We start from the raw sequence: 24107 nt of genomic DNA, 5'->3' as shown, positions 1-24107 counted from the left end.
CACCCTAAATGGTGGCTGGGCGGGGGCGATGCCCCGCTTCTGTTTTCAGTTACGGGGCATAGGGTACGACGATGTTCCGACGCACCACAACCCGAGGAGTGCACCGATGAGCCTATGGACACCCGGTGGAGACCATCCCGTGCCCCCCCGCCCCACGCCCGCGCCCACGGAGACCGCCCCGCCGAGCTCTGATCCAGCCCAGCCCTCTGGGGATCTCCCCCCCGAAGAGCAGGCCCGCCTGGCGGCGATGCAGGCCGAGATGGAGGAAGTCCGCCGGGAATTGCTGGCGGCACCCGCCGCCGTGGTGGTGGCCAACCACGCCATGGGGATGTACGAACTCGCCGCCATCCACCTCATGAGCGAGCCACCCCAGTTGGTGGAGGCCAGCCTGGCGGTGGATGCCCTCGCCGCCCTGGTCGAGGGGCTCGAGGGCCGCCTCGGCGAGGCCGAACCCACCCTCCGCGATGCCCTCGGGCAGCTCCGGGCCGCCTATCTCGACGTACATAACCGAGTCGGAACCCAGGGCTCCACCCAGTAGCAACCTCGCCTCAGAGTTTGGCAATCTGGGTGGCTTCCCAGCGACCCTGCCCGCCGGGACGCACCGCAAAGGCCACCGCCGCGCCCACCGCCACCTCCCGACTGCCGTCGAGCAGGGCGGTGCAATGGAACGGAAAGTCCCTCTGCTCACCTCGGATGGAGCCCAACCCGCGATGGTCGTCGAAGGTGGTCACGAGCCCTTCCATCAATGCACGATCTTGGCCAATGCCAGTTCAATGATGTCGGTGGCCCCCGCGTCTTTCAGGGCGGGAATCAGCGTGTTGATCGTGGCTTTCGGCACCACGGTCTCAATGGCGTAACCGCCGTCACCGAACAATTGCGACACAGTGGGGGCCTTCATCGCCGGCAGGATGGCGATCACGGCGTCGCGGTCGGTGCTCGACACGTTGAGTTTCACGAGGACCTTCTCTCGCGCTTCCATCACTCCATCCAGCAGGGTTTTGATCTGCTCCATGGCGTGACGTTTCTCGGAATCGGCGGCGGCGGCGGGGTTCGCCACGAGCGCCGTATAACTAACGAGCACCTCGTTCACGATCTTCAGGCCGCCGGCGCGCAGGGCCCGACCGGTCTCGGTACCGTCCACGATGCAGTCCACGATGTCGGGGACCTTGGCCTCGGTGGCGCCGTAACTGAGGCGAATGTCGGCCTCGATGCCGTGGGTCTCGAAGAACTGCCGCGTGAGCTCGGGGTATTCCGTGGACACCCGCACCCCGGGGGGAAGGTCGGTGACGTCGTTGACGGGCGAGTCTTGCGGCACCGCCAGCACGATCGTGAAGGGGCGGCTGGTGGCCTTGGAATACTTGAGCTCGCCGAGGATGACCACGTCACTGGATGTTTCCTCCACCCAATCACGGCCCGCGATCCCCAGGTCGAACAGTCCCTCGGCCACATACCCGGGAATCTCCTGGGGGCGCAGGATTCGCACCTCGTTGATCCGGGGATCGTTGATCGATGCCTTGTAATCGACGACCGATGACCGTTCCACTCGCAGGTCGGCGGCCTCGAAAAGCTCGAGCGTGGACTTTTCTAAGGAACCCTTGGGAAGCACGAGACGAAGCACGACTGTGGAGGGTAGAGCCTGCGAGCGGTCAGCAAGAAACGCGTTGGTCCTGAAGCCGCTACAACTCGGCAGGTACGGGAGTCATGACCAGGTAGCCGCCCATCAGGGCTTCCGCATCGTTGGTGGGGGCCGTGGCGGGCACGAGGTCGCAGTTGGCGGTCACGAATACATTCACATTCGCCGGTACGGCCGGGGCAAGGGGTGCCTCGATCACGGCCTTGGCGGTGCCGACGGTACATCCGGGCACGTTGAAACTGGTGACCGTGGCCGTCTGGGCGGTTCCCTTCGCCAGTTCGTCGCGATGCGCGGTGATCCAATCCGCCACCAGCGTGGCACCGGCGTTGAAGTTGGCCAGCGGACCCAGCCCGGCGCTCGATGCCACCGCGGGGATACCCCGGCGCAGTGCGGTGCGAGCCGCCCCCACCGTGCCCGACACCTGAGCGAAATTGGCCACGTTCTGCCCCTCGTTCACCCCCGACACCACCAGATCGGGCACCAGCGCCAGTTCGTCGAGGGCCACCTTCACCGCATCGGCCGGATAGCCCTCCACTGCGGTGCCCGCCACGCCGCTGGCGGTGGCACCGGGGCGGTGGACGACGGCTCCCGCGGTGGTCGTGTCGGAGGTGCCGCTCTGATTCTCCGCCGGGGCCACCACGACCACCTCGACGCCTTCCATCTCCCCCAGCACGGACACGAGCGTATCGAGGCCAGGGGCACCGATTCCGTCGTCGTTGGTCACCAACACGGTGAGGGGCGCTAACGGGGCCGAGGTGGGCTCGGTGGGGGTCGACGCGGAGTCGTCCTTTCCCCCACAACCCGTGGCCAGTAGCACGATTGTGAAACAACAAAAGATGGTGCGGGCGAACACGGATCCCCCTCGGTGCGATCGTGGGCCCCGACCGTAGTGCCCTTTCGGTCAGGACGAGCAGGGATACTGCTGCGCGAGGCGCGCCATCTCTACGGCCACCACGGCGGTGTCGTAGCCCACGTTGTGGCCCTCGGCGTCCTCGGACCGGGCGAGGGCCTGGGCTTCATCCTCGGTAGTAAGGATGCCAAAGGCCACCGGTACCCCCGTGGCGAGTTGCACCTCCTGAATCCCCGCCGCGGCTTGGCCGGCTACGAGTTCGTAATGCGACGTCTCCCCCCGGATCACCGAGCCGAGGCAGATCACCGCGTCGACCTTCCCGGATGCGGCCAGGAGGCGAGCCCCCATCGGAAGCTCGAAACTGCCCGGCACTTCCACATCCACTACGTCTTCGGGCCGCACCCCGAGGCCCGCCAAGCCGCGCCCCACCCCGGCCGCGAGACGGTCCACGACGGGCGAGTTCCACCGGGCCCGGACTACGCCGATCCGCAATCCGGTGCCGTCAAGACCCGGTGGGGCGGCGGCGCCGTGATCCCCCGTGGTCACAACACGTCGTCCAGACCCTCGAGGAGATGACCCATCCGCTCGCGTTTGGTGCGCAGGTAGGCCAAGTTCTCCGGGTTCACCGACACGATCGAGGGCACCCGCTCGGTGATCTCCAGACCGAAGCCTTCGAGGCCGCCGTATTTGCTCGGGTTGTTGGTGATGATCCGCATGGTGGTTACGCCCAAGTCCACAAGAATCTGTGCTCCGATGCCGTACTCACGGCTGTCCTCGGGAAGCCCCAGATCCAGATTGGCGTCCACCGTGTCCCGGCCTTTCTCTTGGAGCCCGTACGCCCGGATCTTGTGACCAATGCCGATGCCGCGCCCTTCATGGCCACGCAGATAGACCACCACGCCATGGCCTTCCTCGGCCATGATTGCCATGGCCGAGTCGAGTTGGACGCCGCAGTCGCAGCGCAGCGAACCGAACACGTCGCCGGTGAGACATTCACTGTGCACCCGAACCAGCACGTTGGCTTCCCCCGCCACCGTTCCCTTCACCATGGCCACGTGCTGTTCGCCGTCGAGGAGCGACTCGTAGGCGTAGCAGGTGAAATCGCCCCACTGCGTGGGAATACGGGCCTCGCCGATGCGGCGCACCAGTTTCTCGTTCTGGCGTCGGTAACGCACGAGATCGGCGATGGAGATCATGAGCAGACCGTGCTGCTCGGCAAAGCGTTCGAGTTCGGGAACGCGCGCCATGTCTTGTTTGTCCGAGTCCACGATCTCGCAGAGCAAGCCGGCTGGGTACAACCCCGCCATTCGGCACAGGTCCACGGTGGCCTCGGTGTGGCCAGCGCGTTTGAGCACCCCGCCCTCGCGGGCCATGAGCGGGTTGATGTGGCCCGGTCGGGCCAGATCGCCCGGACGGATGGTCGGGTCGCATAGGGCCCGTACGGTGGCGCAGCGATCGTGGGCGGAAATGCCGGTGGAAGTGCCGTGGCGGTAGTCCACCGTCACGAGGAACGCGGTGCGCTGACTCTCGGTATTTTCCGCCACCATCGGCGGGAGGTCGAGTTCGGCGGCCCGTTCGGCGGTGATGGGAGCACAGAGGTAGCCCGAGGTGTGATGGAGGAAAAAGGCGATGCTCTCGGCGGTGGCGAACTCCGCCGCTTGGATCAGGTCGCCTTCGTTCTCGCGATCCTCGTCGTCCACCACCACGAGGATCTCTCCCCGGGCATAGGCCTCCACCGCATCTTCGATCCGAGCAAAGGCCATGTCAGTCATCCTTCCAGGAGAGAAGCCGTTCCACGTACTTGGCCGTGATGTCGACTTCAAGATTCACGGGATCGCCGGGGCCTTTCAGACCGAGGGTGGTGACGGCGGCGGTGTGCGGAATGACCGCCACGGTAAAGCCTTCGGGGGTGGGAACCACCACGGTGAGGCTGATGCCGTCGATGGTGATGGAACCCTTCTCCACGATGTAGCGCAGAAGGCCCGTGGCACACCGAATCCGTAGATCCGGCGCACCCACCACGATGGTGCCCACCCCGTCTACGTGCCCCTGGACCAGGTGTCCTCCGAGACGGTCGCTCATGCGCACCGGTCGCTCCAGATTCACCCGGTGGCCCGCGTCAAGCGCTCCGAGGGCGGTGCGGGCGTAGGACTCTTCCACCACATCGGCCTCCCACCACCCCTCCTCCACCGACCACCCCACCACGGTGAGGCAGGTGCCGTTCACGGCGATGGAGGCACCCATGGTCACGTCCTCGAGCACGGTGTGGGCTCCGATGCGAAGCCGCGGGCCTTGGCGGGACAGCACCGTACCGAGTTCCTCGATGATTCCGGTGAACATCAGGGGGCCTCCGAGGGGTGGGGTACCAGATCGATACGAAGATCTTCGCCGAGCCGTCGCACCGACTGAATCCGACCCCGGGTGATGGTGTCCAGGCGCGGGGCACCGGGGCCGCTGAAAACGCCGGGCGCATCGTCGCCCCCCAAGAGGCAGGGGGCGACATAGACGACGTAGCGGTTCACGAGCCCGGCGGCATGAAAGGCGTGAGCCACGGTGGGACCACCCTCGACGAGGAGTTGGAGATGGCCCAGGGCGCCGAGTTCGTCGAGCACCGCTCCGAGATCACCGCCGCGTTCAAGACACGGGTGCACCCGGGCGGTGGCGGGTGCCTCGCCGAGCACCACCCGCACCGGGTCGCCGCGCGGGGCGGGGGCGTCGCGCACGGTCAGGCTGGGGTCGTCGATCCGCACGGTACCGGCGCCCACCAGAATGCTGTCGCTCTCGGCGCGCAGGCCGTGGCCATCCGCCCGGGCCGCGGGCCCAGTGATCCACTGGCTGGACCCGTCGGGGGCGGCGGTACGGCCGTCGAGGGACGTTGCGGTCTTGAGGACCACGTAGGGACGACCGGTCCGGCGGTGATGGAGGTAAGGCGCCAGCAGGCGGGCGCCCTCGTCGGCGAGCACCCCCACGATCACATCGATGCCCGCCGCCATCAGCCGCTCAATCCCCCGACCCTGCACTCGGGTATCGGGATCTTCCAGGCCGATCACCACCCGGGCCACGCCGGCGGCGATGAGGGCATCCACACACGGCGGCGTCCGTCCGGCATGAGAGCAGGGCTCGAGGGTGACCCAGGCCGTGGCGCCGGCGAGATCGTGGCCGGTCGCCGTCGCCAGGGCTACCGCCTCGGCGTGCGGACCCCCGACGGCGTGGGTCGCCCCCTCGAACACGTCGCCGGTGGGCGTTTCGATCACGCAACCCACCCAGGGATTCGGGGGGGCGGCGGCCCGCACGGCGGCCGCCAACACGAGGGCTCGGGTCATGCGCTCGGTATCGGATGCGGTGGTCATGTCATCTCCGGGCTGGCTCGGCCACGCGCGGGGTGACGACGGCCGCCGACCGAAGGTCGACCACCGGGCGTCCTCGCTCCCATCCGGACTTTCACCGTCGGCTCCGGATTCACACCGGATCGGCCGCCCCACTGGTGGTGGGGAGGTTCGCGGGCTACACCGCCGGTCGGGAGTTTCACCCAACCCCGCGAGGGTTTGCTCAATTGTGCCTTCACCCTACAACTAGAACACGTTCTAGTTCCACCGAGGATTGGCCTCGTCCGCCCTAATGGGGTCGGCCTCCCTGCAACAGGTCCAACGCATGGGGTACGACATCCACCACGGCCGCCAGCGTCTCGATGCACCCCGTGGATGATCCCGGCGTGTTCACCACGAGGCAGGCACCCACTGTGCCCGCCACCGCTCGCGAGAGGCGCCCCAACGGACTGACGAGGCGCATGGCCTCGGCCAACCCCGGCGCCTCACGGTCCATCACCGCCCGCGTGCCCTCCGGCGTGAGATCCCGGGGTCCAAAGCCGGTACCCCCCGTGGTCACCACGAGGCCGGCAAATCCCGCACAGGCCGCACCCAGTGTCTCCGCCACGGCCTCGACACCATCGGCGGTCACGATGCGGGCCACCACCGTAAACCCGGCCTCGCTCAGATAGGCCTCGAGGGCCGCCCCGGAGCGGTCTTCCCGCGACCCTTCCGCCACCCCATCGGACACCGTGATTACCTTCGCCAGCAGCACCATCGCGCCAGTCTGCCCCGCGCGGTTCCCTCAGGCCCGGCGACGAAGCCGCAGGAGGTACATCCCATCGGTGCCGGCGGCTTGAGGCAGCAGACGGAGGCCACGCCCGCACCGCTCCCACGGAGCCGAAAGCGGCTCGAGCGGTTCCAGTTCCGGAGACGTGGCGGCGAGATGATCGTCGATCCCACGACCTTCGGCGTCGGTCAAGGTGCACACGGCGTAAACGAGGGTTCCACCCGGACGAAGCAGACCGACGGCCGCGCTCACCAATTGTTTCTGAACCGCCGCTAGGCGCGCCGGGGCAGCCGCGTCGATTCGCCAGCGAGCATCCGGGCGCCTCCGGAGCGTGCCGAGGCCCGAACAGGGGGCATCGATGAGCACCCGATCAAAGCAGCCCGGTGCAAAGGGCGGGCGGGCCGCGTCAGCGGCCAGCACGGCCAAGCCCGGAGCGTTGCTCCTGATGAGGCCGACGCGTCCGGGTCGGATGTCAGCCGCCACCACCCGGGCGCCGGTGGCGGCCAGCATGGTGGCCTTACCCCCCGGGGCGGCGCAGAGATCGGCCACCCGATCACCGTCCTGGGCCCCCACCGCCGTTGCCACCCACTGCGAGGCGAGGTCCTGCACGTAGCCATCGGAGCGCTCGGTCACCGAGGGCGCTTCGTTCATGACCGCCAGCGCGGCGTGGGCGGCCTCCTTCCCCAAGTCGGCTTCGAGAGCCGCCACAATCCAGTCTGGATAACTCAACCGGGTGGCGTCATCGGGCCAGATCACCGGATGCTCAGCCACGCGACGCAACACGGCGTTCACGAGGCCGCGGGCCGCCTTGGGCGTCACCTCCACCGTTTCCCCCACGGCGGCGTGGGGCTTCATGGCGAGAAAGTGCAGTTGGTAGGCCCCCAGGCGCAACGCGTTGCGCACCCGGGGCTCGATGTCACGGGTCAAGAAGCGGTCCACGAGGAAGTCGCAGGCCCGACGCATGCGGGTGCCGCCGTAGACGAGTTCGGTAGCGAAGTTACGGTCGCGCGGCGCCAAGCCGGTGCGGCTGAGCATCTCGGGTAACAACAGGTTGGCGTAGGCACCGTCGCGCTCGATGCGCTCGAGGGCATCGAGCGCCAGGGCGCGCGCCGTAACACTCACGATCCGAGACCATCGCCGGGCCGCCAGCGGGCCCCGTTTGCCCAGGCGCTCGCCGCCATGGGCGCCTTCCCCTCGGGTTGCACCTCGACGAGTTCGACCGGACCGTCACCGGCGGCCACCACGGGGCCATCCCCTTGGGGGGGCACATGCGTGCGCCACACCTTGAGTCGTTTACCGTGATGGGTGGTCCACGCCCCGCCGAGCCGCACCACTCGATGCACGGACACCGCCGCTTCACTCCAGCGCAACTCCCGCTCCTCGGGGGTGATCTTGGCGGCGTAGGTGGGCTCGCCGTGTTGGGCGTTGGCCACCCCGAGGCCCCGCTGCAATTCCTCCACCAGCATGGCCGTACCCGCCTCCACCAGCGTCGCCCGCAGGTGCTCCAGGGTGTCGTCGGGACCGATAGGCACCTCGCGTCGCTGATAGATGCCACCGGTGTCGAGGGCTTCCTCCACCGCCATGAGATCTACTCCGGTGCGGGAGTCGCCCGCCAGGATCGCCCGTTCCACCGGGGCGGCCCCTCGCCATCGCGGCAGGAGGGAGAAGTGCAGATTTACCATCGGCACCACCTCGAGCACCGGGCGGCCAATCAGCCGACCGAAGGCCACCACCACCGCGAGGTTCACCCCCGCCGCGGCCACCGCGGCCACGTCGTCGCTCACCGGCAGGCCCAGATCCAGCGCCGCTTGTTTCACCGGCGAGGCCGTCACGGCGCGGCCGCGCCCTCGGCGACGATCGGGCTGGGACACCACCAGGGCCACCTCGATACCCGCCGCCCGCAGGGCGCGCAGCGGTGTCACCGCCAGCTGGGGGGTGCCGAGGTAGGCCACCCGGGTCACTGGGCCCGCGGGGGCCAGCGCGATGGTCATCGCAACGAAATCAGCGGAGGGTGAAGCGACCGCGCGCGGCGTTGGGGGTGGCGATGTCGGCGTCTAGGTGATCATCGGCCTGCAGCTTCTGCTCGCGGATGATCTTCATCGCCGCCTTGCGGTCGTCCTCGTTGAGACGGTCGATGAACAAGACGCCGTCGAGATGGTCCAACTCGTGCTGGAAACAACGCGCCGAGTACTCATTGGCTTCGATCGAGAGCTCCTGACCGTCGAGGTCGAACCCGACGAGGTGGATTTCCTTCGCTCGGATCACGGTGAAGTACAGCCCGGGAATGGAAAGACACCCCTCTTCGTAGGTCCATTCGCCCCTCGCCTCGCGAACCTCGGGGTTGACGATCGCCTGGGGTCCCTCACCCGTGTCGTACACAAAGAGGCGCTTCTGGACCCCCACCTGCGGGGCGGCGAGGCCCACCCCCGAGGCGTCGTACATCGTGGTGACCATGTCATCGGCGAGGCGGGCGAGGCGGCCATCGATCTCGGTGAGCTCGCTGGATCGCTCTCGGAGCACGGGATCGCCGATCAGTCGGATCTCATAGGGCGAGGACATGGCCCCAGGCTACCGGTAGGTTCCCCGTATGCCAGAACCGGTGGGGCACTATTTCGATGCCGAGCCACACGGGCCCTCCCGCGCTACCACTATTCGCCTCGACCTCCCCGACCGTTCCCTCACCCTCACCACCGATCGGGGGGTGTTTTCCGCCTCGCGGGTGGACGCCGGTACGAAATACCTGCTACTGGAAGCCCCCACGCCACCGACCACCGGCACCTTTGTCGATCTCGGCTGTGGCTACGGCCCGATTGCCTGCACCCTGGCTCTGCGCTCCCCAGCGGCCAAGGTGTGGGCGGTGGATGTGAACGCCCGCGCTCTCGACCTCTGTCGGGCCAACGCCGCGACCAATAAAGCCACCAACGTGCACATCGCACTGGCGGGGGAGGTTCCCCCCGAGATCACGGTGGACCTGTTGTGGTCCAACCCGCCGATCCGTATCGGCAAGCCCGCCCTCCATGTCATGCTGCGGACCTGGTTGGCTCGCCTCACCCCCACCGGGAGTGCCGTGGTGGTCGTCCAGAAGCACTTGGGGGCTGATTCGCTCCAACGCTGGTTCGAAGCCGAGGGCTTCGGGGCTACCCGGTTGGGTTCCCGCACCGGTTACCGCCTGTTGCTGGTGAAGCGAGGGTGAAACAATTAGACGGCACCGGTATGAAGCGCCTCCACCGGGAGTGGCGCCGCCGCAGCGAGGGACGACTGGCGCTCGTGCTCGACGACGTCCAGGGTCCGTTCAACGTGGGGGCCATCATTCGCACCGCCGCCGCGCTGCGGGTGGACGACGTCTGGCTGAGCGGGCGCACGCCCGATCCAGAGGACAGCAAGGTCGGCAAGACCGCCCTGGGCACGCAGCGCTACCTCACCTTCCACCGAGTCGACGACGGCGTTCATGCGATCGCTGCCGCCCGCGCTGCGGGCTATCAGGTGGTGGCCGTGGAGCTCGCCGACGAAGCGGTGCCCCTCCACGAGGTCCGCCTCACCGAGGCCACCTGTCTGCTCGTGGGCCACGAGGACCGGGGGTGCACCTCCGGGGTCCTCGCCGCCGTTGACGCCGTCGCTTTCCTCCCTCTGCTGGGCAGGGTCGGCTCGCTCAACGTGGCCACGGCCGCGTCGATCGCCTGCTACGAGGTGCGGCGAGCCGGCTGGACTACTCCGCGCTAGACGGGTCGATCATGGCTCACACCCGGGTCACGCGGTTGGCCGGAAAGTCACCCCACCAAGCGTGCTCGAGGATCATGTCCTCATCGGGCGCCCCGTAGACGCAGGAGATCTTGTCGTCGGTGACGTAACTCTGCAGCCACCGGATCTCCGGCCCCAGGTCGGACAGGATCTGGCTGGAGTTCCGCGAGATCCCCTGGAGCTCGGCGGCGCTCATTCCCCCGCGCCGCGCCCGCTCGTCAAGCCGTCGAAGGCCGCGCCAGCCGAGGCGACGCGCCGGGACCTCATCGTGTCCACCCGCGCCCTGTTCGGTGAGCGGGGGTACGCCTCCACCCCGGTGGAGGCGATCACCCGTCACGCCGGCGTCACCGAAGGCGCCCTCTCCCACCGCTTCCGCGACAAGGACGACCTCTTTCGGGCCGTCGTCGAGGACGTCAAGCGGCCGGTCACCGACGTCGTGGGAGCCGCGCTCTTCTCCGCTTGGGCTGAGTCGGAGACCTTCGAAAGCCTGGTGCGGGGATGCCGAGCCTTCGTCGAGGCACACCTGGATTCGGCCGTCCCGCGCATCAGCATCCTCGACGCTCACTCCGAGGTGGCGGTGGTGTGGGGGGCCTTCCGACGGGCCATGCGACTCGAAGCGATCACGCCCCCACCGTCTACTCCACGGGCTCCGACCGGACCCTCCGGCGTAAATCCGCGGCGCTGGCTCACCCTCGGTCCCCTAGCGTGCCGCCATGCCTGAACCCACTGTCCGCACGCTCACGGCCGAGGAGGTACCTGCCGGTGTTCGTCTCATCGGCCGCGCCATGCTCACCGACGCGCGTGACGAAGTGCAGGATGCCTGGGGCGCCGAGTTCGAGCCGGAGCGCACCCACGGCGCCTTCGACGAGCACGGGACGCTCGGGGGCGTCGTCCGATGGTTCCACGGCGACCTCTCGGTCCCTGGTGGAGTGCTCCCGGCCGGGCTCGTCGGCCCGGTCGCGGTGGCCGCCACCCACCGGCGACGCGGGTACCTGCGGAAGCTGGTGGAGGCCCAGCTCACAGCCATCGCGGCCGAGGAGCGACCGATCGCCACGCTCATCTCGGCCGAGTGGCCCATCTACGGTCGTTACGGGTACGGGCCGTCGGTGGAGGCCTGCACCTGGCGAGTGGATGCCCTCAGCGCCGAGTTCATCGCCCCCCCGACCGGGGCGATCGAGCTGGTCACGCCGGACCAGCTGCGCCCCCATCTCGAAGCGGCGCACGACCTACGCGGGGCCCGCACGCCCGGTGCGGTCACCCGCCTTCCCGCCGTGTGGGACCGCCTCGCTGGCACGGTGCCGGATCCGGGCTCCACCGATCCCCCCGGGCTCCGCCGCGGAGTCGTCTGGCGAGACCACCATGGCACCGTGCTCGGGGCAGCGGCCTACAAGGTCAGGGATGCCTGGATCGACAACCGCCCTCGCGGCACCATCGAGGTCACCCTTCTCGTCGGCGCCACCCCGGAGGCAGAGCGGGAGCTGTGGCGTCACCTGTGCGAGACCGACTGGATCAGCACGGTGGTGGCCGTAGATCGAGGCGTCGACGATCCCCTCCCCTACTTCCTGGTCGACGGGCGCGCCGCGGTGGCACGCGATCGGTTCGACGTCATCTGGTCACGGATCCTCGACGTTCCCTCCACCTTTGGCGCCTACCGCACGGCCGACGAGCGCCGGGCGGTCGTCGAGGTGGTCGACGGGCTCGGATTCACCACCGGACGCTGGCGCATCGAGCTCGGGCCTGACGGGAGCCAAGCCGTCCCCACCACCGACTCGGCCGACGTCCGCCTTCCGATCAGCGCCCTAGGGGCCCTGCACCTCGGCGGCCCGTCCGTCGGCCGGCTCCACGAGGCCGGATGGATCGACGAGGACTCCCCCGGGGGCGTCGGTCGGCTCAGCTCGCTGCTGGCCACGCCGATCGCCCCCTGGTCACCCACCACCTACTGACGGCGTGTCGGCCTGGCCGCAGGGCCGGCGACGAGAACCCGCGCCCGGGACACGTCACGGGGATCGGTGGCGTGTTCATCGGCGCCACGCATCGTGACCGACTCGCCCGCTGGTACCAGACGGTGTTGGGCCTTCCGGTCACCAACGCCGCCACCGCCAAGCTCGGACCCACCCGGTGGGCGGCGTTCGACCGTGAGACCGCCGGCTTCGGCCCCACTCAGCCCGACTACATGGTCAACTACGGCGTCGATGACGGCCGCTTCGCCCGGGCCATGGACCGCGAAGGCAACCGCTTCGAGCGCTGGCAGCCCGCCCCCGGCCGGTAGGCCAGCCCTAGACCCGGAGCGGGTCGACCTCGATGCGGAGCCGACCCGGGGGCCGACGGACGGAGGTAAGGGCGTTGCTGAGCGACGCCTGATCCGGGGCGCGCACCAACCAATGGCCGTCCGCGCTCTCGACGACTTCGACGCCCTCAGGTGTGCCCAACGCCTCCACATAAGCCGCTGCCGCCGCTCCGGATACCTCAGCCAGGGCCGTGAAGGGGGGAAAGCGGAGAAGCTCCCGCCGTCCGCGCTCGGCGTTGCTCACGCCACTGACGTCGGCGCGCACGACGGCCTGGACCACTTCGTGGTCGGGGCTGCGGGTTTGGAGGAGAAGCCGCCCCGCCGCCCGATCACCCGCCGGTCCCGACGCCGCCACCACCCGGGCCGCCCGGGCGAGCAGCGCCAGGGCCTGCTCGCTGGCCCGGTAGCGCGGCGCCAACAGTTCCTGGTCTAGGTCAAGGAAGGCCACGACGTCAGCGCGATCGATGCGCTGGAGCACCGCCTCGGTACCCACCACCACCCTCGTGGCCGAAGCCCCGGGCTCGGAGCGAGCGGTCAATTCGGTGACTGGCTCCCCCACTAGTGCCTCAAGTTCCTCCCGCACCCGGGTTACCCCCACCCGGGCGTTCCGGAAGCGGGCCGCCCCACAGGACAAGCAGATCGGTGGTCGGGCGGCGCCACATCGTCGGCAGTGCAGTTCACTCTCCGGTTGCTCCACCGCCGCCGCACAGGCATCACAGCGGGCCAGTTCCCCACAGGCCGTGCAGGCCAGCAGGCGAGCCCGACCGGTGCGATTCAGTACGCACAGCACCCGCTGGTCCGAGCGCAGTAGTCGCACCAAGGCTTCGGAATAGAGGCCCTCGCGACGCGGATCGCCTCGGCGTCGATCCACCACCTCCACCACTGGCCATCCGGCCCGCTCTCGTCGGCGATCAGCGGGCAGCAGGGTGCCCCACGCCAATGCCTCCAGGCTGGGGCAGGCACTGGTGAGGACACAGGGCACTCCCGCCCGAGCGGCTCGTTCCACCGCCACATCCCGGGCGTGCCAGGTGGGGGCCTGCTCCTGCTGATGTCCCTCATCGTGCTCGTCGAGCACCACCACCGCCGCCAGATCCCCCACCGGGGCCCACGCCGCTCCTCGCGTGCCCACCACGGTGGCGCCCGCCGCCCCCCGGGCCCAGTCCTGTGGGTACACCGCCACCGCCACCCCGGCGCGGGTGAGGCCATGGGCCACCCGCCGCACCAACGCCTGGCTGGGGCAGAGCACCAGCGCGTTGCCGCATCCCGCCGCCGCCAGGGCTACGTGCACGAGATTCGTGGCCGGAGGCAGACGTAACACCGACCGGGGGCCCGCTACTGCCCGCGCCAGGAGTTCATGGCTCGGGGCAGGCCGGGCCGAGGGAGGCGGGTCCGGTAGTACGGCCACCATTCGCTCCGGACTGGCCGTTTTCAGAAAGGATGCCGGACGTCCGGCCCACCGCCACGCCCCCCACTCCGCCAGTTCCAACAGATCAGCGGTGGGACCCAGACCACTGCGTTTCACCAACGGGTGTAGCGCCACTCCGGCCGGTGGCTCCACGTCCACCGCCATGACCCAGCCCCCCACTCGGCGACCATGCAACGCGATGCGCACCATGTCGCCCACGCGCACCTGGTCCCGAACGGCGTCCGGGACCAGGTAGTCGAAGGTCTTGTCGATCGCCGGCACGTCCGGAAGGACGCGAACGACGAGCGGCGACGGCACTACAAGCCGAGGGCGGATTTCAGGTCGTCGACCCGGGTGGTCTGCTCCCAGGTGAAATCCTTGTCCGGTCGCCCGAAGTGCCCGTAGGCGGCGGTCTTTTGGTAGATCGGCCGGCGCAGATCGAGATCGCGGATGATGGCGGCCGGTCGCAGGTCGAACACATCGCGTACGGCCTGGCTGATCTTGGCCTCCTCCACCGTCTCGGTCCCGAAGGTCTCCACCAGGATCGATACGGGCTGGGCGACACCAATGGCGTAGGCCACCTGCACCTCGCAGCGATCAGCCGCCCCGGCGGCCACCACGTTCTTCGCCACCCAGCGGGCCGCGTAGGCGGCGGAGCGGTCCACCTTGGACGGGTCCTTGCCGGAGAAGGCTCCACCGCCGTGGCGAGCGGCTCCGCCGTAGGTGTCCACGATGATCTTGCGACCAGTGAGGCCACAGTCGGCGTAGGGGCCACCCAACTCGAAGTTGCCGGTGGGGTTCACCAGCACCCGGAAGTCGGAGGTGTCGATGTTGGTAGGCAGCAGCGGGGTGATCACGTGTTCGATGAGATCGGGCTTGATGAGCGTCTCGGCATCGATACCGGGCTGGTGCTGGGTGGAGATGAGCACGGTGGTGAGGCGTGTGGGCGTGTTGCCCTCGTAGTCCACCGTGACCTGCGTCTTGCCGTCGGGGCGCAGGTACGGGAGCACACCCGACTTCCGCACGTCGGCGAGCCGTTCGGCGAGGCGATGGGCCAGCCAAATCGGCAGCGGCATGAGGTCTTCGGTCTCTTTCACCGCATACCCGAACATCATGCCCTGATCGCCAGCGCCCTGACTGTTGAGAAGATCCTCGCCCGATACGCCGGTACGGGTCTCCATGGCGGTGTCTACGCCCTGGGCGATGTCGGGCGACTGCGGGTCGATCGAAGTGATCACGCCACAGGTGTTGCCGTCGTAACCCACCGACTCACGGTCGTAGCCGATGCTCTTGATCGTGTTGCGCACGATGGAGGGGATCTCGACGTAGGCCGTGGTGGTGATCTCACCAGCCACGATCGCCAATCCGGTGGTGACCATCGTCTCGCAGGCCACGCGGGCCATCGGGTCCTCCGCCAGGATGGCGTCCAGAATCGAGTCGGAGATCTGGTCGGCCATCTTGTCGGGGTGGCCCTCGGTCACAGACTCCGAGGTGAAGGTCCACTGGCGGGTCACGGCTTGCTCCTTAGTGTTGATACAACATTGAGAATGGCACGGGCGATGACCCGTTTATCGGCGAGGGGGACATCTTGGACCGATCCATCGGCTCCCAGGATGACCACCTCGTTCGTGTCGTGCTCGAAACCCACGCCAGGGGCCGAGACATCGTTGGCCACGATGAGATCGATGCCCTTGCGGCGAAGTTTTTCGGCGGCGTTGCCGCGCAGATCGCTCGTCTCCGCGGCAAACCCCACGATGATCTGACCGGCCCGCCGGCGGGCGGCGAGATCGGCGAGAATATCGGGGGTGGCCTCCAAGGTGATCTCCGGCACGCCCCCAGATTTCTTGATCTTGTCGGTAGCCACCGTCACCGGGCGAAAGTCTGCCACCGCCGCGGCCATCACGATTACGTCGGCTTGCTCCGCGCGAGCTTCCAATGCGTGGGCCATTTCGGCCGCCGTATCCACTCGCACGAGATCGATCTCGGCGGCCGCGGGGGAAGCCGACGTGGTGACGAGGGTGACCTTCGCCCCCCGGGCGGCTGCCTCGGCGGCGATGGCGTGGCCCTGCTTGCCGGAGGAGCGGTTGCCAATGAAGCGCACTGGATCGATCGGTTCCCGGGTGCCCCCGGCGGTGACCACGAGACGAACACCGGTGAGGTCGAGGTGCTCCTCGCTGGCTAGGAGGTGCTCCACGGCCGCCACGATGACGGCCGGGTCCGCTAGGCGTCCAGTGCCCACATCACCGCCGGCTAGGCGACCACTCTCAGGTTCCACCACGTGCACCCCACGGGAGCGCAGGAGGCGAAGGTTGTCGCGCACGGCAGGGTGTTCCCACATCTCGGTGTGCATGGCCGGGCACACCAGCACCGGGGCACGAGTGGCCAGCAACACGTTGGTGAGGAGATCCTCGCTGATCCCCCCGGCGTACAGACCAAGCACGCGGGCGGTGGCCGGTGCCACCAGCACCAAATCGGCGGTCTGACCCAGGTGGGTATGGGGAATCGGATGTCGCTCGTCCCACAATCCGGTCCACGCCGGTTCGGATCCCAACGCATCGAAGGTGGTGCGCCCGATGAAATGCTGCGAGCCCTCGGTGAGAACCGGGATCACATAGGCGCCCGCGTCGACAAGACGCCGACAGACGTCCACCGCCTTGTAAGCGGCGATACCCCCCGACACGCCGAGGACGATGCGCTTGCCCTCGAGCATCAGCTGCGGTGGGAGCGGCCTACTCAGCCGACTCGGAACCCTCGGGCTCGGCGTCAGGGTCGATCTCTTCTTCCGGCTTGGGCCAGACCCCGAGGATTTTATCGGCCTCGATCTCCTCGAAGGCGATCGAGAGGGACTTGCGGGCCGAAGAGGTGACCTGCGGCGGCACCACCGTGCCGAGGGTCTCGGACAATTTGTTGTAATACGAATTGATCTCCCGCGCCCGCTTGGCCCCCAGCGTTACCAGGGTGAACTTGGAGCCCGCTCGATCAAGGAGATGTTCGATCGGCGGGTTCATCATCGTGTCGTGGCGGGATGCCATGGCAGATCCTCTTGGTTGAGGGCGGGTGGAGCAAAGATGCTACCAGCGGAGACCGACGGCACCGCCATTGTCCAGCGGCCCTCAAGGAAAGGTGGCCCGGGCCTGGGCGATGATCGCCTCGGCCACTACCTCTGGGGCCTCCCGGCTGGAGTCGAGTACGAGGTCATAAATCGACTGATCCAGGAGGTTGATGCCGTAGACCGACTGGTAGCGGCGTCGTTCGACGACGGCTCGCTCGGCATTGTCGACCAGCGCCTCATCGACGGTGGTGCCATCCCGCTCGGCCACCCGGCGGGCCCGTTCGGTGTCGTCGCAGTGCACCCACACCCGTACCGAAGCCAAACCCGCCTGCTGAGCCAACCATCCAGCCAGGCGGGCTTCAATTACGCAGTCGCCCTGGCGGGCCCGACTCTCGAGACGATGGTCGAGTTCCCGATCGATCTCGGGATGGTCGTGGGCGTAGGCCCCGAAGCCGGCTAGCGACATACCTGCTTCCGCCGCCAACTGACGAAAGACCTCCCCCCCGGGAACGCGCTCAAGCCCGAGAGCCTCCGATACCAAACGGGAAGCCGTGGTGGTGCCGGAGCCGGGCAGCCCCGAAATCGTGATCAGCACCGGCGCCGACGAATCAGCGAAACGCTTCCAGGAGCGCCTTGCGTTGCTGTTGGCCGAGGCCCTTGACGCGGCGGGTATCGGAGATTCCGATCTCCTCCATCGTGCGACGAGCTTTTACCTTGCCCACGCCCGGCAACGATTGGATCACCGCCAGCACCTTCATCTTGTCGATGTTGATGTCGCTGCCAGATCGCTCGAGAAGTTCGGCGAGGGTCAACGACCCCATTTTGAGCATTTCCTTGAGTTCGGCACGAGCCCGACGGGCCTCGGCTGCTTTCACGAGCGCCTGGCTTCGTTGCTCGGCGGTCAGAACGGGAGGTTGCGGCATGGGGCGACCCTACTCACAAACTCAGAGCACACACGCGCCCACGGCAGCTGCGATGACGGTAGCGGCGGCGGCGGGATCGTCGGCGTGGGTCACGGCGCGCCCGATCACCAGCAGGTCGGCGCCAGCAGTGATGGCCTCCTCGGGGGTAGCGGCCCGGGCCTGATCGTGGCGCGGAGCACCCGCCGGACGGATGCCGGGGACCACGGTCAACAGACGCGGTCCGTACTGCTTTGCCTCCGCCACATCGGAAGCCGCACACACAATGCCGCCACACCCCGACTCCAATGCCGCCTGCACGCGTTTGGGGAGGATGTGGGCCGGGGCATCTCCATCGCTGGTGAGCACCGTCACCGCCAACGCCGTTGGGATGGGGAGACCGGCGTTGACGGCCCCGGAGATAAAGCCTTCCACTCCGGCCTTGAGCATGGTGGTGCCGCCTTGGGCATGAAAGTTGAGGTAGTGGGCGCCGAGCGAGCCGACAACCCGGGCGGCCCGCTCCACGGTGGTAGGGATGTCGTGGAACTTCAGGTCGCAGAACACGTCGTAGCCCATCTCCTGCAGTGCTCCCATCACGTTGGGACCCGACGCGCTGTACAACTCGAGGCCCACCTTGGCGGTACCGAACCATGGCTGGAGATCCCGCGCGAGAGACAGCGCGGCCACGGCGTCGTCGAGGTCAAGTACGAGGGCGAGTCGGGAACGCACTGCTTCGGGGGCGGCGGGCTGAGCGGTCATGGGGTGGTCCTTTCATGAGCCGTCCCCACGATGTCACGCATTCGGGTTCGATGTGTGCGATTCGCCCATGCCAGTAACTCGTGCAGCACCCGGGCGGGGGCGCGTGGGTCAGCGAAGGTGGCCGTTCCCACTTGGATTGCGCTGGCTCCGGCCAGCAACAACTCGGCCGCCTCCGTGCCGTTACTCACGCCCCCCACGCCAACGATGGCCAGCTCAGGGAGGGCGGTGTGGACGTCGTGCACTGCTCGCACGGCTACGGGATGAATCGCCGGGCCCGAGAGTCCGCCGCCTCGTGCCCCCGACCCCAGGCGGTAGGCCCCGGTCTCGGGATCGATCGCCATTCCCAACACGGTATTCACCAGCGTCACGGCTTCCGCGCCCCCGGCCTGGGCGGCCGCCGCGATCGGCACGAGATCGGTCACGTTGGGGCTGAGTTTTGCCCAGCGCGGTCGTCTGCAGCCGGCGGTGGCGGCAAGGGCCTCACCCGTCGCCGTCACCGAATGGGCGAAGAGATCCCGACCCGATTCGGTGTTGGGACACGACAGGTTCACCTCCACGGCGATGACCCCGGCGGGAGCATCGGCCAGCGCGCGCGCCGCCGCTTCGTACTCGGCCACACTGCGACCCCAAATGGAAGCCACCACGCGGGCGCCCGTAGCCAACAGTGGGGGCAAGTCATGAAGCAGCCAGGCCTCCACCCCCGGACCCTGCAGACCCACGCTGTTGATCATCCCCCCGGTTGTCTCATGGACTCGAAGCGGCGGATTGCCGGCCCACGCCTGTGGCGAGAGCGACTTCACCACCACGGCCCCAAGCGCGGCCAAATCGAGGTAGGGGGCCAACTCGGCGCCATGTCCCGCCGTGCCCGACGCGGTAAGGACCGGATTGGGCAAGGCCACCGAGCCCACCATCGTGGACAGGTCCACCTCCGGGAAGCGGGACGGCTTCATTCTTGGAGGGGCAGCAGGGGTCGGTCGTGGTCGATGCCTTGGTGATACTCCTGCAGGGTACGCACGGTGAGTTGATGCGCCGCCCGGTCCAGGATGCCGCTAGCCGCGGCCAAGCCAGCGGCCGCGGTGGTGAGGCACGGCACGCCGTGGGCGGCGGCGGCGGCGCGAATGTGGGCGCCATCGGCCCGGGCGCCGCGCCCGCGCGGACTGTTCACCACCAACTGCACTCGATCCGACGCGATGAGTTCGACGGCGTCCATCCCGGTGCCCTCCCCCACCTTGGCCACACGGGTGGACACGGCGATCCCGGCGCTATCAAGGGCATCGGCCGTGCCCCCGGTGGCGGCGATAGTGAAGCCGGCCTGCACAAATTTACGAGCCGCTTCGATCCCCACGGTCTTGTCCCGATTGGCCAGCGACATGAACACGCAACCGGTGGAGGGGAGGCGGTCGCCGGCGGCGAGCTGACTCTTGGCGAAGGCCAGCCCGAAGGTGCTGTCGATGCCCATCACCTCTCCGGTGCTGCGCATTTCCGGTCCCAGTACCGAATCGGCATCGGGGAAGCGATTGAAGGGCAGCACCGCCTCTTTGACGGCCACGTAGCCACCCGGCGAAGGGGCGCACAACAGACCCTCCTTGCGGAGTTCCTCCAGGGTGGCGCCCACCATCACCCGCGCCGCCACCTTCACGAGGGGTACCCCGGTGGCCTTGGCCACGAAGGGTACGGTACGGCTCGCCCGCGGATTGGCCTCGATCACGAATACCTGATTGGCCTTCACGGCGTACTGCACGTTGATGAGGCCAAGCACGGCGAGTTCGCTAGCGATGGCGCGCGTATGGGCCTCAATGACCGCCAGGGTCTCAGGGGAGAGCGAATAGGGCGGAATGGCGCAAGCCGAGTCGCCCGAGTGCACCCCCGCTTCCTCCACGTGTTCCATGACCCCGCCGATGATCACTTCACCGGTGTGGTCCCGGATGGCGTCTACGTCCACCTCGGTAGCATCTTCTAAGAAGCGGTCCACCAAGACCGGCCGCTCGGCCGACAGACCGCCCTCCCTTCCCAGGCTCCCGAAGCGGGCCAGTTGTTCCATCGCCCCACTGAGGGACTGGTCGTCGTAGACGATTTCCATGGCCCGGCCGCCGAGCACGTAGGACGGCCGCATGAGCACGGGGTAGCCGATCTTTTCCACGATGGCCTGAGCCTGCTCGAGGGTGGTGGCGGTACCCCCGGCCGGTTGAGGAATCTCCAGTCGGGCACAAAGGGCGTTCCAACGCTCCCGGTCTTCGGCCAGATCAATCGACTCGGGTGAGGTGCCCAGGATGAGTTCCTCGGGGAGTAGCCCAGCCAGTTTCAGCGGCGTCTGTCCTCCCAAACTCACGATCACGCCTTTGAGGGTCCCCGAGGCCTGTTCGGCCTCGATCACGTTGAGGGCATCTTCCAGGGTGAGGGGCTCAAAGTAGAGGCGATCGGAGGTGTCGTAGTCGGTGGACACGGTTTCGGGGTTGCAGTTGAGCATCACCGTCTCGTAGCCCGCCTCGGCCAGCGCGAAACTGGCATGCACGCAGCAGTAGTCGAACTCGATGCCTTGTCCGATGCGGTTGGGGCCCGAACCCAGGATGAGCACCTTCTCGCGTCCCGAGTAGGTAACTTCGTCTTCATCTTCATAGCTGGAGTAGTGGTAGGGCGTCTGCGCGTCGAACTCGGCGGCGCAGGTGTCCACCGTTTTGAAGGTGGCCCGCACGCCGGCGTGGTGTCGAGCGGCTCGCACATCGGCCTCGGGTACGTCCCAGAGCCAGCCGAGTTGGGCATCGGAGTAGCCCAGGCGTTTAGCCCGGCGCCACGCTCGGCGGTCCATCCCGCTGAATCCGGCGGCCGCCAGCACTTCGCGTTCCTCCACGATGCTGAGGATCTGATCGAGGAACCAGGGGTCTACCTTCGTCCGCTCGGCCAGCACCTCCACGGAGATCCCCCGGCGCAGGGCCGCCTCGAGTTGGAAGGGACGGTCGGGGGTCCCGATGGCGGCGCGGCGCAGGAGTTCTTCATCGTCGAGGTCCTCCAGAACCCGCTCGGCCGGATCGCAGCCCAGGCCGTAGCGTCCGAGTTCCAGCGACCGCATCGCCTTTTGGATCGACTCCGGGAAGGTGCGGCCAATGGCCATGGCCTCGCCGACCGACTGCATCGAGGTGCCCAACACCCCGGGACTGTCGGGAAACTTTTCGAAGGCCCAGCGCGGCACCTTGGTCACCACGTAGTCGATGGTGGGCTCGAAACTGGCGGGGGTGGCTCGGGTGATGTCGTTGGGGATCTCGTCGAGGGTGTAGCCCACCGCCAACTTGGCGGCGATCTTGGCGATCGGGAACCCGGTGGCCTTGGAGGCCAACGCTGAGGAGCGCGACACCCGCGGATTCATCTCGATGATCACCATGTCGCCGTTGGCCGGGTTGAGAGCGAACTGCACATTCGACCCACCGGTCTCCACCCCTACGCGACGGATACAAGCAAAGGCCGCGTCGCGCATCAACTGGTATTCCACATCGCTCAGCGTCTGCGCAGGAGCCACGGTGATGGAGTCGCCGGTGTGCACGCCCATCGGATCGAGATTCTCGATCGAACAGATGATCACGCAGTTGTCGGCGGTATCCCGCATCACTTCGAGTTCATATTCCTTCCACCCGGCGATGGAACGCTCAATGAGGATTTCCTTCACCGGACTGGCGGCGATGCCGTTGGCCGCCAGCCGCGTGAACTCCTCAGGGGTGCTGGCGATCCCAGTGCCCTTCCCGCCGAGGATGTAGGCCGGGCGGATCACCAGTGGTAGCCCGATCCGGGCGGCCACCACCTCGGCCTCGGCCATCGAGTGAGCCACGCCGGATTCCGGCACGCTCAGACCGATCCCCTGCATGGCGATCTTGAACAACTCGCGATCCTCGGCGGTGCGAATGGCCTCGGCGTTGGCCCCGATCAACTCGGGCGTACCGGGGACACCCACCGCCCCGCGTTCCACCAACTCCATCGCGAGGTTCAACGCCGTTTGTCCGCCGAGGGTAGGCAGCACCGCATCGGGCCGCTCCCGCTCGATGATCCGGCAGAGGATGTCCACATCGAGCGGCTCGATGTAGGTGGCGTCGGCGAACTCGGGATCGGTCATGATCGTGGCCGGGTTCGAGTTGGCCAGGATCACCCGGTACCCCTCTTCGCCGAGCACCTTGCAGGCTTGGGTCCCGGAGTAGTCGAACTCGCAGGCTTGGCCGATCACGATGGGGCCGGCCCCGATCAGCAGGATCGATTTGATATCGGTGCGCTTGGGCATCAGGCCACGCCCCGTTCGGCCACCGGGAGCCCGGCGGGGGCGGCGCGGGGTTGGGTGACACCCAACATGGTGGCGAACTCTTCGAACAAATAGACGCTGTCATGGGGTCCGGGGGCGGCCTCAGGGTGATGTTGCACGCTGAAGGCGGGGGCGTCGAGGACCCGCAGTCCCTCACACACGCCGTCGTTGAGGTTCACGTGAGTCATCTCCGCCCGCCCCGCCAGGCTGTCGGCGTCCACCGCAAAGTTGTGGTTCTGACTCGTGATCTCGATGCGCCCGGTGGCGAGATTCCGCACCGGGTGATTGCCGCCGTGATGCCCGAAGGGCAGTTTCACCGTGTCGGCCCCGAGAGCCCGGCCCAGGAGTTGATGACCGAGACAGATGCCGAAGATCGGTACCTCCCCCAGCAGCGCGGCGATGGCGTCGCGGGCGTAGGGCACCGCCGCGGGGTCTCCCGGACCATTGGAAAGAAACACACCTGCCGGTCCCCGAGCGAGGGTGTCGGCGGCCGAGGTATCCGCTGGCACCACTTCTACATCGAACCACGACGCCAGGTGGCGCAGGATCGTGCGCTTGATGCCGAAGTCGTAGGCGACCACCAGGGGTCGCTGGCCGTCGGCCAGGCGATAGGCCAGCGGCGTGGTCACTTGTGCCACCAGATCCACGCCGTCGGTGCCGGGTTCGGCCCGGGCGGCGGCGAGCAGGGATGCTTCGCCGTGTCTGTCGAGGGCGCCGAAGGCGCCGGGAACGGCACCCAATTCACGGATGCGACGGGTCAACTTGCGGGTGTCGATACCGGCGATACCCGGGATCCCATACGCCCGCAACTGGGCGCCAAGATCGGCCTCGCTGCGCCAACTCGAACGACGGCGAGCCAAGTCCCGCACCACCACCCCCCGACAGAACGGTCGGCGACTTTCGAAGTCGGCCAGGTTCACGCCGTAGTTACCAATGTGCGGGTAGGTGAAGGTGATGATCTGACCGGCGTACGACGGATCGGTGACCACCTCCTGGTAGCCGGAGAGCACCGTGTTGAAGACCACCTCGCCCACCGCCAGGTCATCGGCGCCGATGACCTCACCCTCAAAGGTGGTGCCATCGGCCAAGACCAGTAACGCATCGCGCACG

27 protein-coding genes and 1 riboswitch are annotated in these 24107 nt (G+C 67.8%); of the genes, 6 read left to right on the top strand and 21 right to left on the bottom strand.

Going from position 1 to position 24107, the window contains the following annotated elements; genetic code table 11:
- Positions 1 to 139: 139 nt before the first annotated feature.
- Positions 140 to 538, top strand: a complete 399-nt coding sequence (locus EXQ71_07150) for a hypothetical protein (GenBank protein ID MSO87285.1) — start codon at positions 140 to 142, stop codon at positions 536 to 538.
- Positions 539 to 548: 10 nt separating this feature from the next.
- Here EXQ71_07150 and EXQ71_07145 read toward each other — a convergent pair whose 3' ends face one another.
- From EXQ71_07145 to def, 11 genes are all read right to left on the bottom strand, one after another.
- Entirely contained in the window at positions 549 to 743 is a 195-nt protein-coding gene (locus EXQ71_07145; GenBank protein MSO87284.1) for a hypothetical protein, read from the bottom strand.
- On the bottom strand, positions 743 to 1618 hold the full coding sequence (locus EXQ71_07140) for an ATP phosphoribosyltransferase (protein ID MSO87283.1): 876 nt from the start codon (positions 1616 to 1618) through the stop codon (positions 743 to 745). Before EXQ71_07140 ends, EXQ71_07145 begins: the two co-directional genes overlap by 1 nt.
- Before the next feature lie 58 nt (positions 1619 to 1676).
- The gene (locus EXQ71_07135) at positions 1677 to 2486 is read right to left on the bottom strand and encodes a survival protein SurE (protein MSO87282.1); all 810 of its coding nucleotides are present in this window, start codon (positions 2484 to 2486) and stop codon (positions 1677 to 1679) included.
- A 48-nt stretch (positions 2487 to 2534) separates the two neighbouring features.
- The gene (locus EXQ71_07130) at positions 2535 to 3029 is read right to left on the bottom strand and encodes a 6,7-dimethyl-8-ribityllumazine synthase (GenBank protein ID MSO87281.1); all 495 of its coding nucleotides are present in this window, start codon (positions 3027 to 3029) and stop codon (positions 2535 to 2537) included.
- Positions 3026 to 4246 (bottom strand): bifunctional 3,4-dihydroxy-2-butanone-4-phosphate synthase/GTP cyclohydrolase II, encoded by a 1221-nt coding sequence (locus EXQ71_07125; GenBank protein MSO87280.1) that lies wholly within the window; start codon positions 4244 to 4246, stop codon positions 3026 to 3028. Before EXQ71_07125 ends, EXQ71_07130 begins: the two co-directional genes overlap by 4 nt.
- A gap of 1 nt (position 4247) precedes the next feature.
- Positions 4248 to 4823: a riboflavin synthase gene (locus tag EXQ71_07120; protein MSO87279.1), complete on the bottom strand. Its 576-nt coding sequence runs from the start codon at positions 4821 to 4823 to the stop codon at positions 4248 to 4250.
- Positions 4823 to 5806, bottom strand: a complete 984-nt coding sequence (gene ribD, locus EXQ71_07115; GenBank protein ID MSO87278.1) for a bifunctional diaminohydroxyphosphoribosylaminopyrimidine deaminase/5-amino-6-(5-phosphoribosylamino)uracil reductase RibD — start codon at positions 5804 to 5806, stop codon at positions 4823 to 4825. The genes EXQ71_07120 and ribD overlap by 1 nt, the downstream gene beginning before the upstream one ends.
- Before the next feature lie 94 nt (positions 5807 to 5900).
- Positions 5901 to 6030, bottom strand: a riboswitch (FMN riboswitch).
- Positions 6031 to 6098: 68 nt separating this feature from the next.
- Positions 6099 to 6566: a MogA/MoaB family molybdenum cofactor biosynthesis protein gene (locus EXQ71_07110; GenBank protein MSO87277.1), complete on the bottom strand. Its 468-nt coding sequence runs from the start codon at positions 6564 to 6566 to the stop codon at positions 6099 to 6101.
- 27 nt (positions 6567 to 6593) lie between these two features.
- Entirely contained in the window at positions 6594 to 7700 is a 1107-nt protein-coding gene (locus EXQ71_07105) for a hypothetical protein (protein ID MSO87276.1), read from the bottom strand.
- Positions 7697 to 8569, bottom strand: a complete 873-nt coding sequence (locus EXQ71_07100; protein ID MSO87275.1) for a methionyl-tRNA formyltransferase — start codon at positions 8567 to 8569, stop codon at positions 7697 to 7699. The genes EXQ71_07105 and EXQ71_07100 overlap by 4 nt, the downstream gene beginning before the upstream one ends.
- Before the next feature lie 10 nt (positions 8570 to 8579).
- Complete coding sequence (gene def / locus EXQ71_07095) at positions 8580 to 9137, bottom strand: peptide deformylase (protein ID MSO87274.1); 558 nt, start codon at positions 9135 to 9137, stop codon at positions 8580 to 8582.
- 28 nt (positions 9138 to 9165) lie between these two features.
- Between def and EXQ71_07090 the strand changes: the two genes are divergently transcribed.
- The 5 genes from EXQ71_07090 to EXQ71_07070 all read left to right on the top strand — a co-directional run bounded on the left by EXQ71_07090 (position 9166) and on the right by EXQ71_07070 (position 12585).
- Positions 9166 to 9771, top strand: coding sequence for a methyltransferase domain-containing protein (locus EXQ71_07090; protein ID MSO87273.1), 606 nt, complete (start codon positions 9166 to 9168; stop codon positions 9769 to 9771).
- Positions 9768 to 10298, top strand: a complete 531-nt coding sequence (locus EXQ71_07085; GenBank protein MSO87272.1) for a TrmH family RNA methyltransferase — start codon at positions 9768 to 9770, stop codon at positions 10296 to 10298. The genes EXQ71_07090 and EXQ71_07085 overlap by 4 nt, the downstream gene beginning before the upstream one ends.
- Positions 10299 to 10359: 61 nt before the next feature.
- Positions 10360 to 11037, top strand: coding sequence for a TetR/AcrR family transcriptional regulator (locus EXQ71_07080; GenBank protein ID MSO87271.1), 678 nt, complete (start codon positions 10360 to 10362; stop codon positions 11035 to 11037).
- Positions 11030 to 12259, top strand: coding sequence for a GNAT family N-acetyltransferase (locus tag EXQ71_07075; GenBank protein MSO87270.1), 1230 nt, complete (start codon positions 11030 to 11032; stop codon positions 12257 to 12259). Before EXQ71_07080 ends, EXQ71_07075 begins: the two co-directional genes overlap by 8 nt.
- Positions 12256 to 12585 (top strand): VOC family protein, encoded by a 330-nt coding sequence (locus EXQ71_07070; protein MSO87269.1) that lies wholly within the window; start codon positions 12256 to 12258, stop codon positions 12583 to 12585. The genes EXQ71_07075 and EXQ71_07070 overlap by 4 nt, the downstream gene beginning before the upstream one ends.
- A gap of 7 nt (positions 12586 to 12592) precedes the next feature.
- On the opposite strand, the gene EXQ71_07065 is transcribed toward EXQ71_07070, so the two are convergent.
- The 10 genes from EXQ71_07065 to carA all read right to left on the bottom strand — a co-directional run bounded on the left by EXQ71_07065 (position 12593) and on the right by carA (position 24106).
- On the bottom strand, positions 12593 to 14290 hold the full coding sequence (locus tag EXQ71_07065; protein MSO87268.1) for a hypothetical protein: 1698 nt from the start codon (positions 14288 to 14290) through the stop codon (positions 12593 to 12595).
- 35 nt (positions 14291 to 14325) lie between these two features.
- The gene (locus EXQ71_07060; protein ID MSO87267.1) at positions 14326 to 15522 is read right to left on the bottom strand and encodes a methionine adenosyltransferase; all 1197 of its coding nucleotides are present in this window, start codon (positions 15520 to 15522) and stop codon (positions 14326 to 14328) included.
- Positions 15519 to 16718 (bottom strand): bifunctional phosphopantothenoylcysteine decarboxylase/phosphopantothenate--cysteine ligase CoaBC, encoded by a 1200-nt coding sequence (gene coaBC, locus EXQ71_07055; protein ID MSO87266.1) that lies wholly within the window; start codon positions 16716 to 16718, stop codon positions 15519 to 15521. Before coaBC ends, EXQ71_07060 begins: the two co-directional genes overlap by 4 nt.
- 19 nt (positions 16719 to 16737) lie before the next feature.
- Positions 16738 to 17019: a DNA-directed RNA polymerase subunit omega gene (gene rpoZ / locus EXQ71_07050; protein ID MSO87265.1), complete on the bottom strand. Its 282-nt coding sequence runs from the start codon at positions 17017 to 17019 to the stop codon at positions 16738 to 16740.
- A gap of 102 nt (positions 17020 to 17121) precedes the next feature.
- The gene (locus EXQ71_07045) at positions 17122 to 17733 is read right to left on the bottom strand and encodes a cytidylate kinase (GenBank protein ID MSO87264.1); all 612 of its coding nucleotides are present in this window, start codon (positions 17731 to 17733) and stop codon (positions 17122 to 17124) included.
- Positions 17669 to 17983, bottom strand: coding sequence for an integration host factor (locus tag EXQ71_07040; GenBank protein ID MSO87263.1), 315 nt, complete (start codon positions 17981 to 17983; stop codon positions 17669 to 17671). Before EXQ71_07040 ends, EXQ71_07045 begins: the two co-directional genes overlap by 65 nt.
- A 21-nt stretch (positions 17984 to 18004) precedes the next feature.
- The gene (pyrF, locus tag EXQ71_07035; protein ID MSO87262.1) at positions 18005 to 18718 is read right to left on the bottom strand and encodes an orotidine-5'-phosphate decarboxylase; all 714 of its coding nucleotides are present in this window, start codon (positions 18716 to 18718) and stop codon (positions 18005 to 18007) included.
- On the bottom strand, positions 18715 to 19668 hold the full coding sequence (locus EXQ71_07030) for a dihydroorotate dehydrogenase (protein ID MSO87261.1): 954 nt from the start codon (positions 19666 to 19668) through the stop codon (positions 18715 to 18717). The genes pyrF and EXQ71_07030 overlap by 4 nt, the downstream gene beginning before the upstream one ends.
- The gene (gene carB, locus EXQ71_07025; GenBank protein MSO87260.1) at positions 19665 to 22979 is read right to left on the bottom strand and encodes a carbamoyl-phosphate synthase large subunit; all 3315 of its coding nucleotides are present in this window, start codon (positions 22977 to 22979) and stop codon (positions 19665 to 19667) included. The genes EXQ71_07030 and carB overlap by 4 nt, the downstream gene beginning before the upstream one ends.
- Positions 22979 to 24106, bottom strand: coding sequence for a carbamoyl-phosphate synthase small subunit (gene carA, locus EXQ71_07020; GenBank protein ID MSO87259.1), 1128 nt, complete (start codon positions 24104 to 24106; stop codon positions 22979 to 22981). Before carA ends, carB begins: the two co-directional genes overlap by 1 nt.
- Between the last annotated feature and the right edge of the window lies 1 nt (position 24107).

Source organism: Acidimicrobiia bacterium (assembly GCA_009694375.1).
Taxonomy (GTDB): Bacteria; Actinomycetota; Acidimicrobiia; order Acidimicrobiales; family VFJN01; genus VFJN01.
Note: the sequence above shows the minus strand (reverse complement) of the source record. Positions and strands in the feature narration are given on the sequence as shown.

Excerpts from the sequence above, each read along its gene's own strand:
- ribD (MSO87278.1), bottom strand. The coding sequence starts at position 5,806 with ATGACCCGAGCCCTCGTGTTGGCGGCCGCCGTGCGGGCCGCCGCCCCC.
- EXQ71_07075 (MSO87270.1), top strand. The coding sequence starts at position 11,030 with ATGCCTGAACCCACTGTCCGCACGCTCACGGCCGAGGAGGTACCTGCC.
- EXQ71_07090 (MSO87273.1), top strand. The coding sequence starts at position 9,166 with ATGCCAGAACCGGTGGGGCACTATTTCGATGCCGAGCCACACGGGCCC.
- rpoZ (MSO87265.1), bottom strand. The coding sequence starts at position 17,019 with ATGATGAACCCGCCGATCGAACATCTCCTTGATCGAGCGGGCTCCAAG.
- carB (MSO87260.1), bottom strand. The coding sequence starts at position 22,979 with ATGCCCAAGCGCACCGATATCAAATCGATCCTGCTGATCGGGGCCGGC.
- pyrF (MSO87262.1), bottom strand. The coding sequence starts at position 18,718 with ATGACCGCTCAGCCCGCCGCCCCCGAAGCAGTGCGTTCCCGACTCGCC.
- EXQ71_07100 (MSO87275.1), bottom strand. The coding sequence starts at position 8,569 with ATGACCATCGCGCTGGCCCCCGCGGGCCCAGTGACCCGGGTGGCCTAC.
- EXQ71_07040 (MSO87263.1), bottom strand. The coding sequence starts at position 17,983 with ATGCCGCAACCTCCCGTTCTGACCGCCGAGCAACGAAGCCAGGCGCTC.
- EXQ71_07120 (MSO87279.1), bottom strand. The coding sequence starts at position 4,823 with ATGTTCACCGGAATCATCGAGGAACTCGGTACGGTGCTGTCCCGCCAA.
- EXQ71_07030 (MSO87261.1), bottom strand. The coding sequence starts at position 19,668 with ATGAAGCCGTCCCGCTTCCCGGAGGTGGACCTGTCCACGATGGTGGGC.
- EXQ71_07145 (MSO87284.1), bottom strand. The coding sequence starts at position 743 with ATGGAAGGGCTCGTGACCACCTTCGACGACCATCGCGGGTTGGGCTCC.
- coaBC (MSO87266.1), bottom strand. The coding sequence starts at position 16,718 with ATGCTCGAGGGCAAGCGCATCGTCCTCGGCGTGTCGGGGGGTATCGCC.
- EXQ71_07110 (MSO87277.1), bottom strand. The coding sequence starts at position 6,566 with ATGGTGCTGCTGGCGAAGGTAATCACGGTGTCCGATGGGGTGGCGGAA.
- def (MSO87274.1), bottom strand. The coding sequence starts at position 9,137 with ATGTCCTCGCCCTATGAGATCCGACTGATCGGCGATCCCGTGCTCCGA.
- EXQ71_07125 (MSO87280.1), bottom strand. The coding sequence starts at position 4,246 with ATGGCCTTTGCTCGGATCGAAGATGCGGTGGAGGCCTATGCCCGGGGA.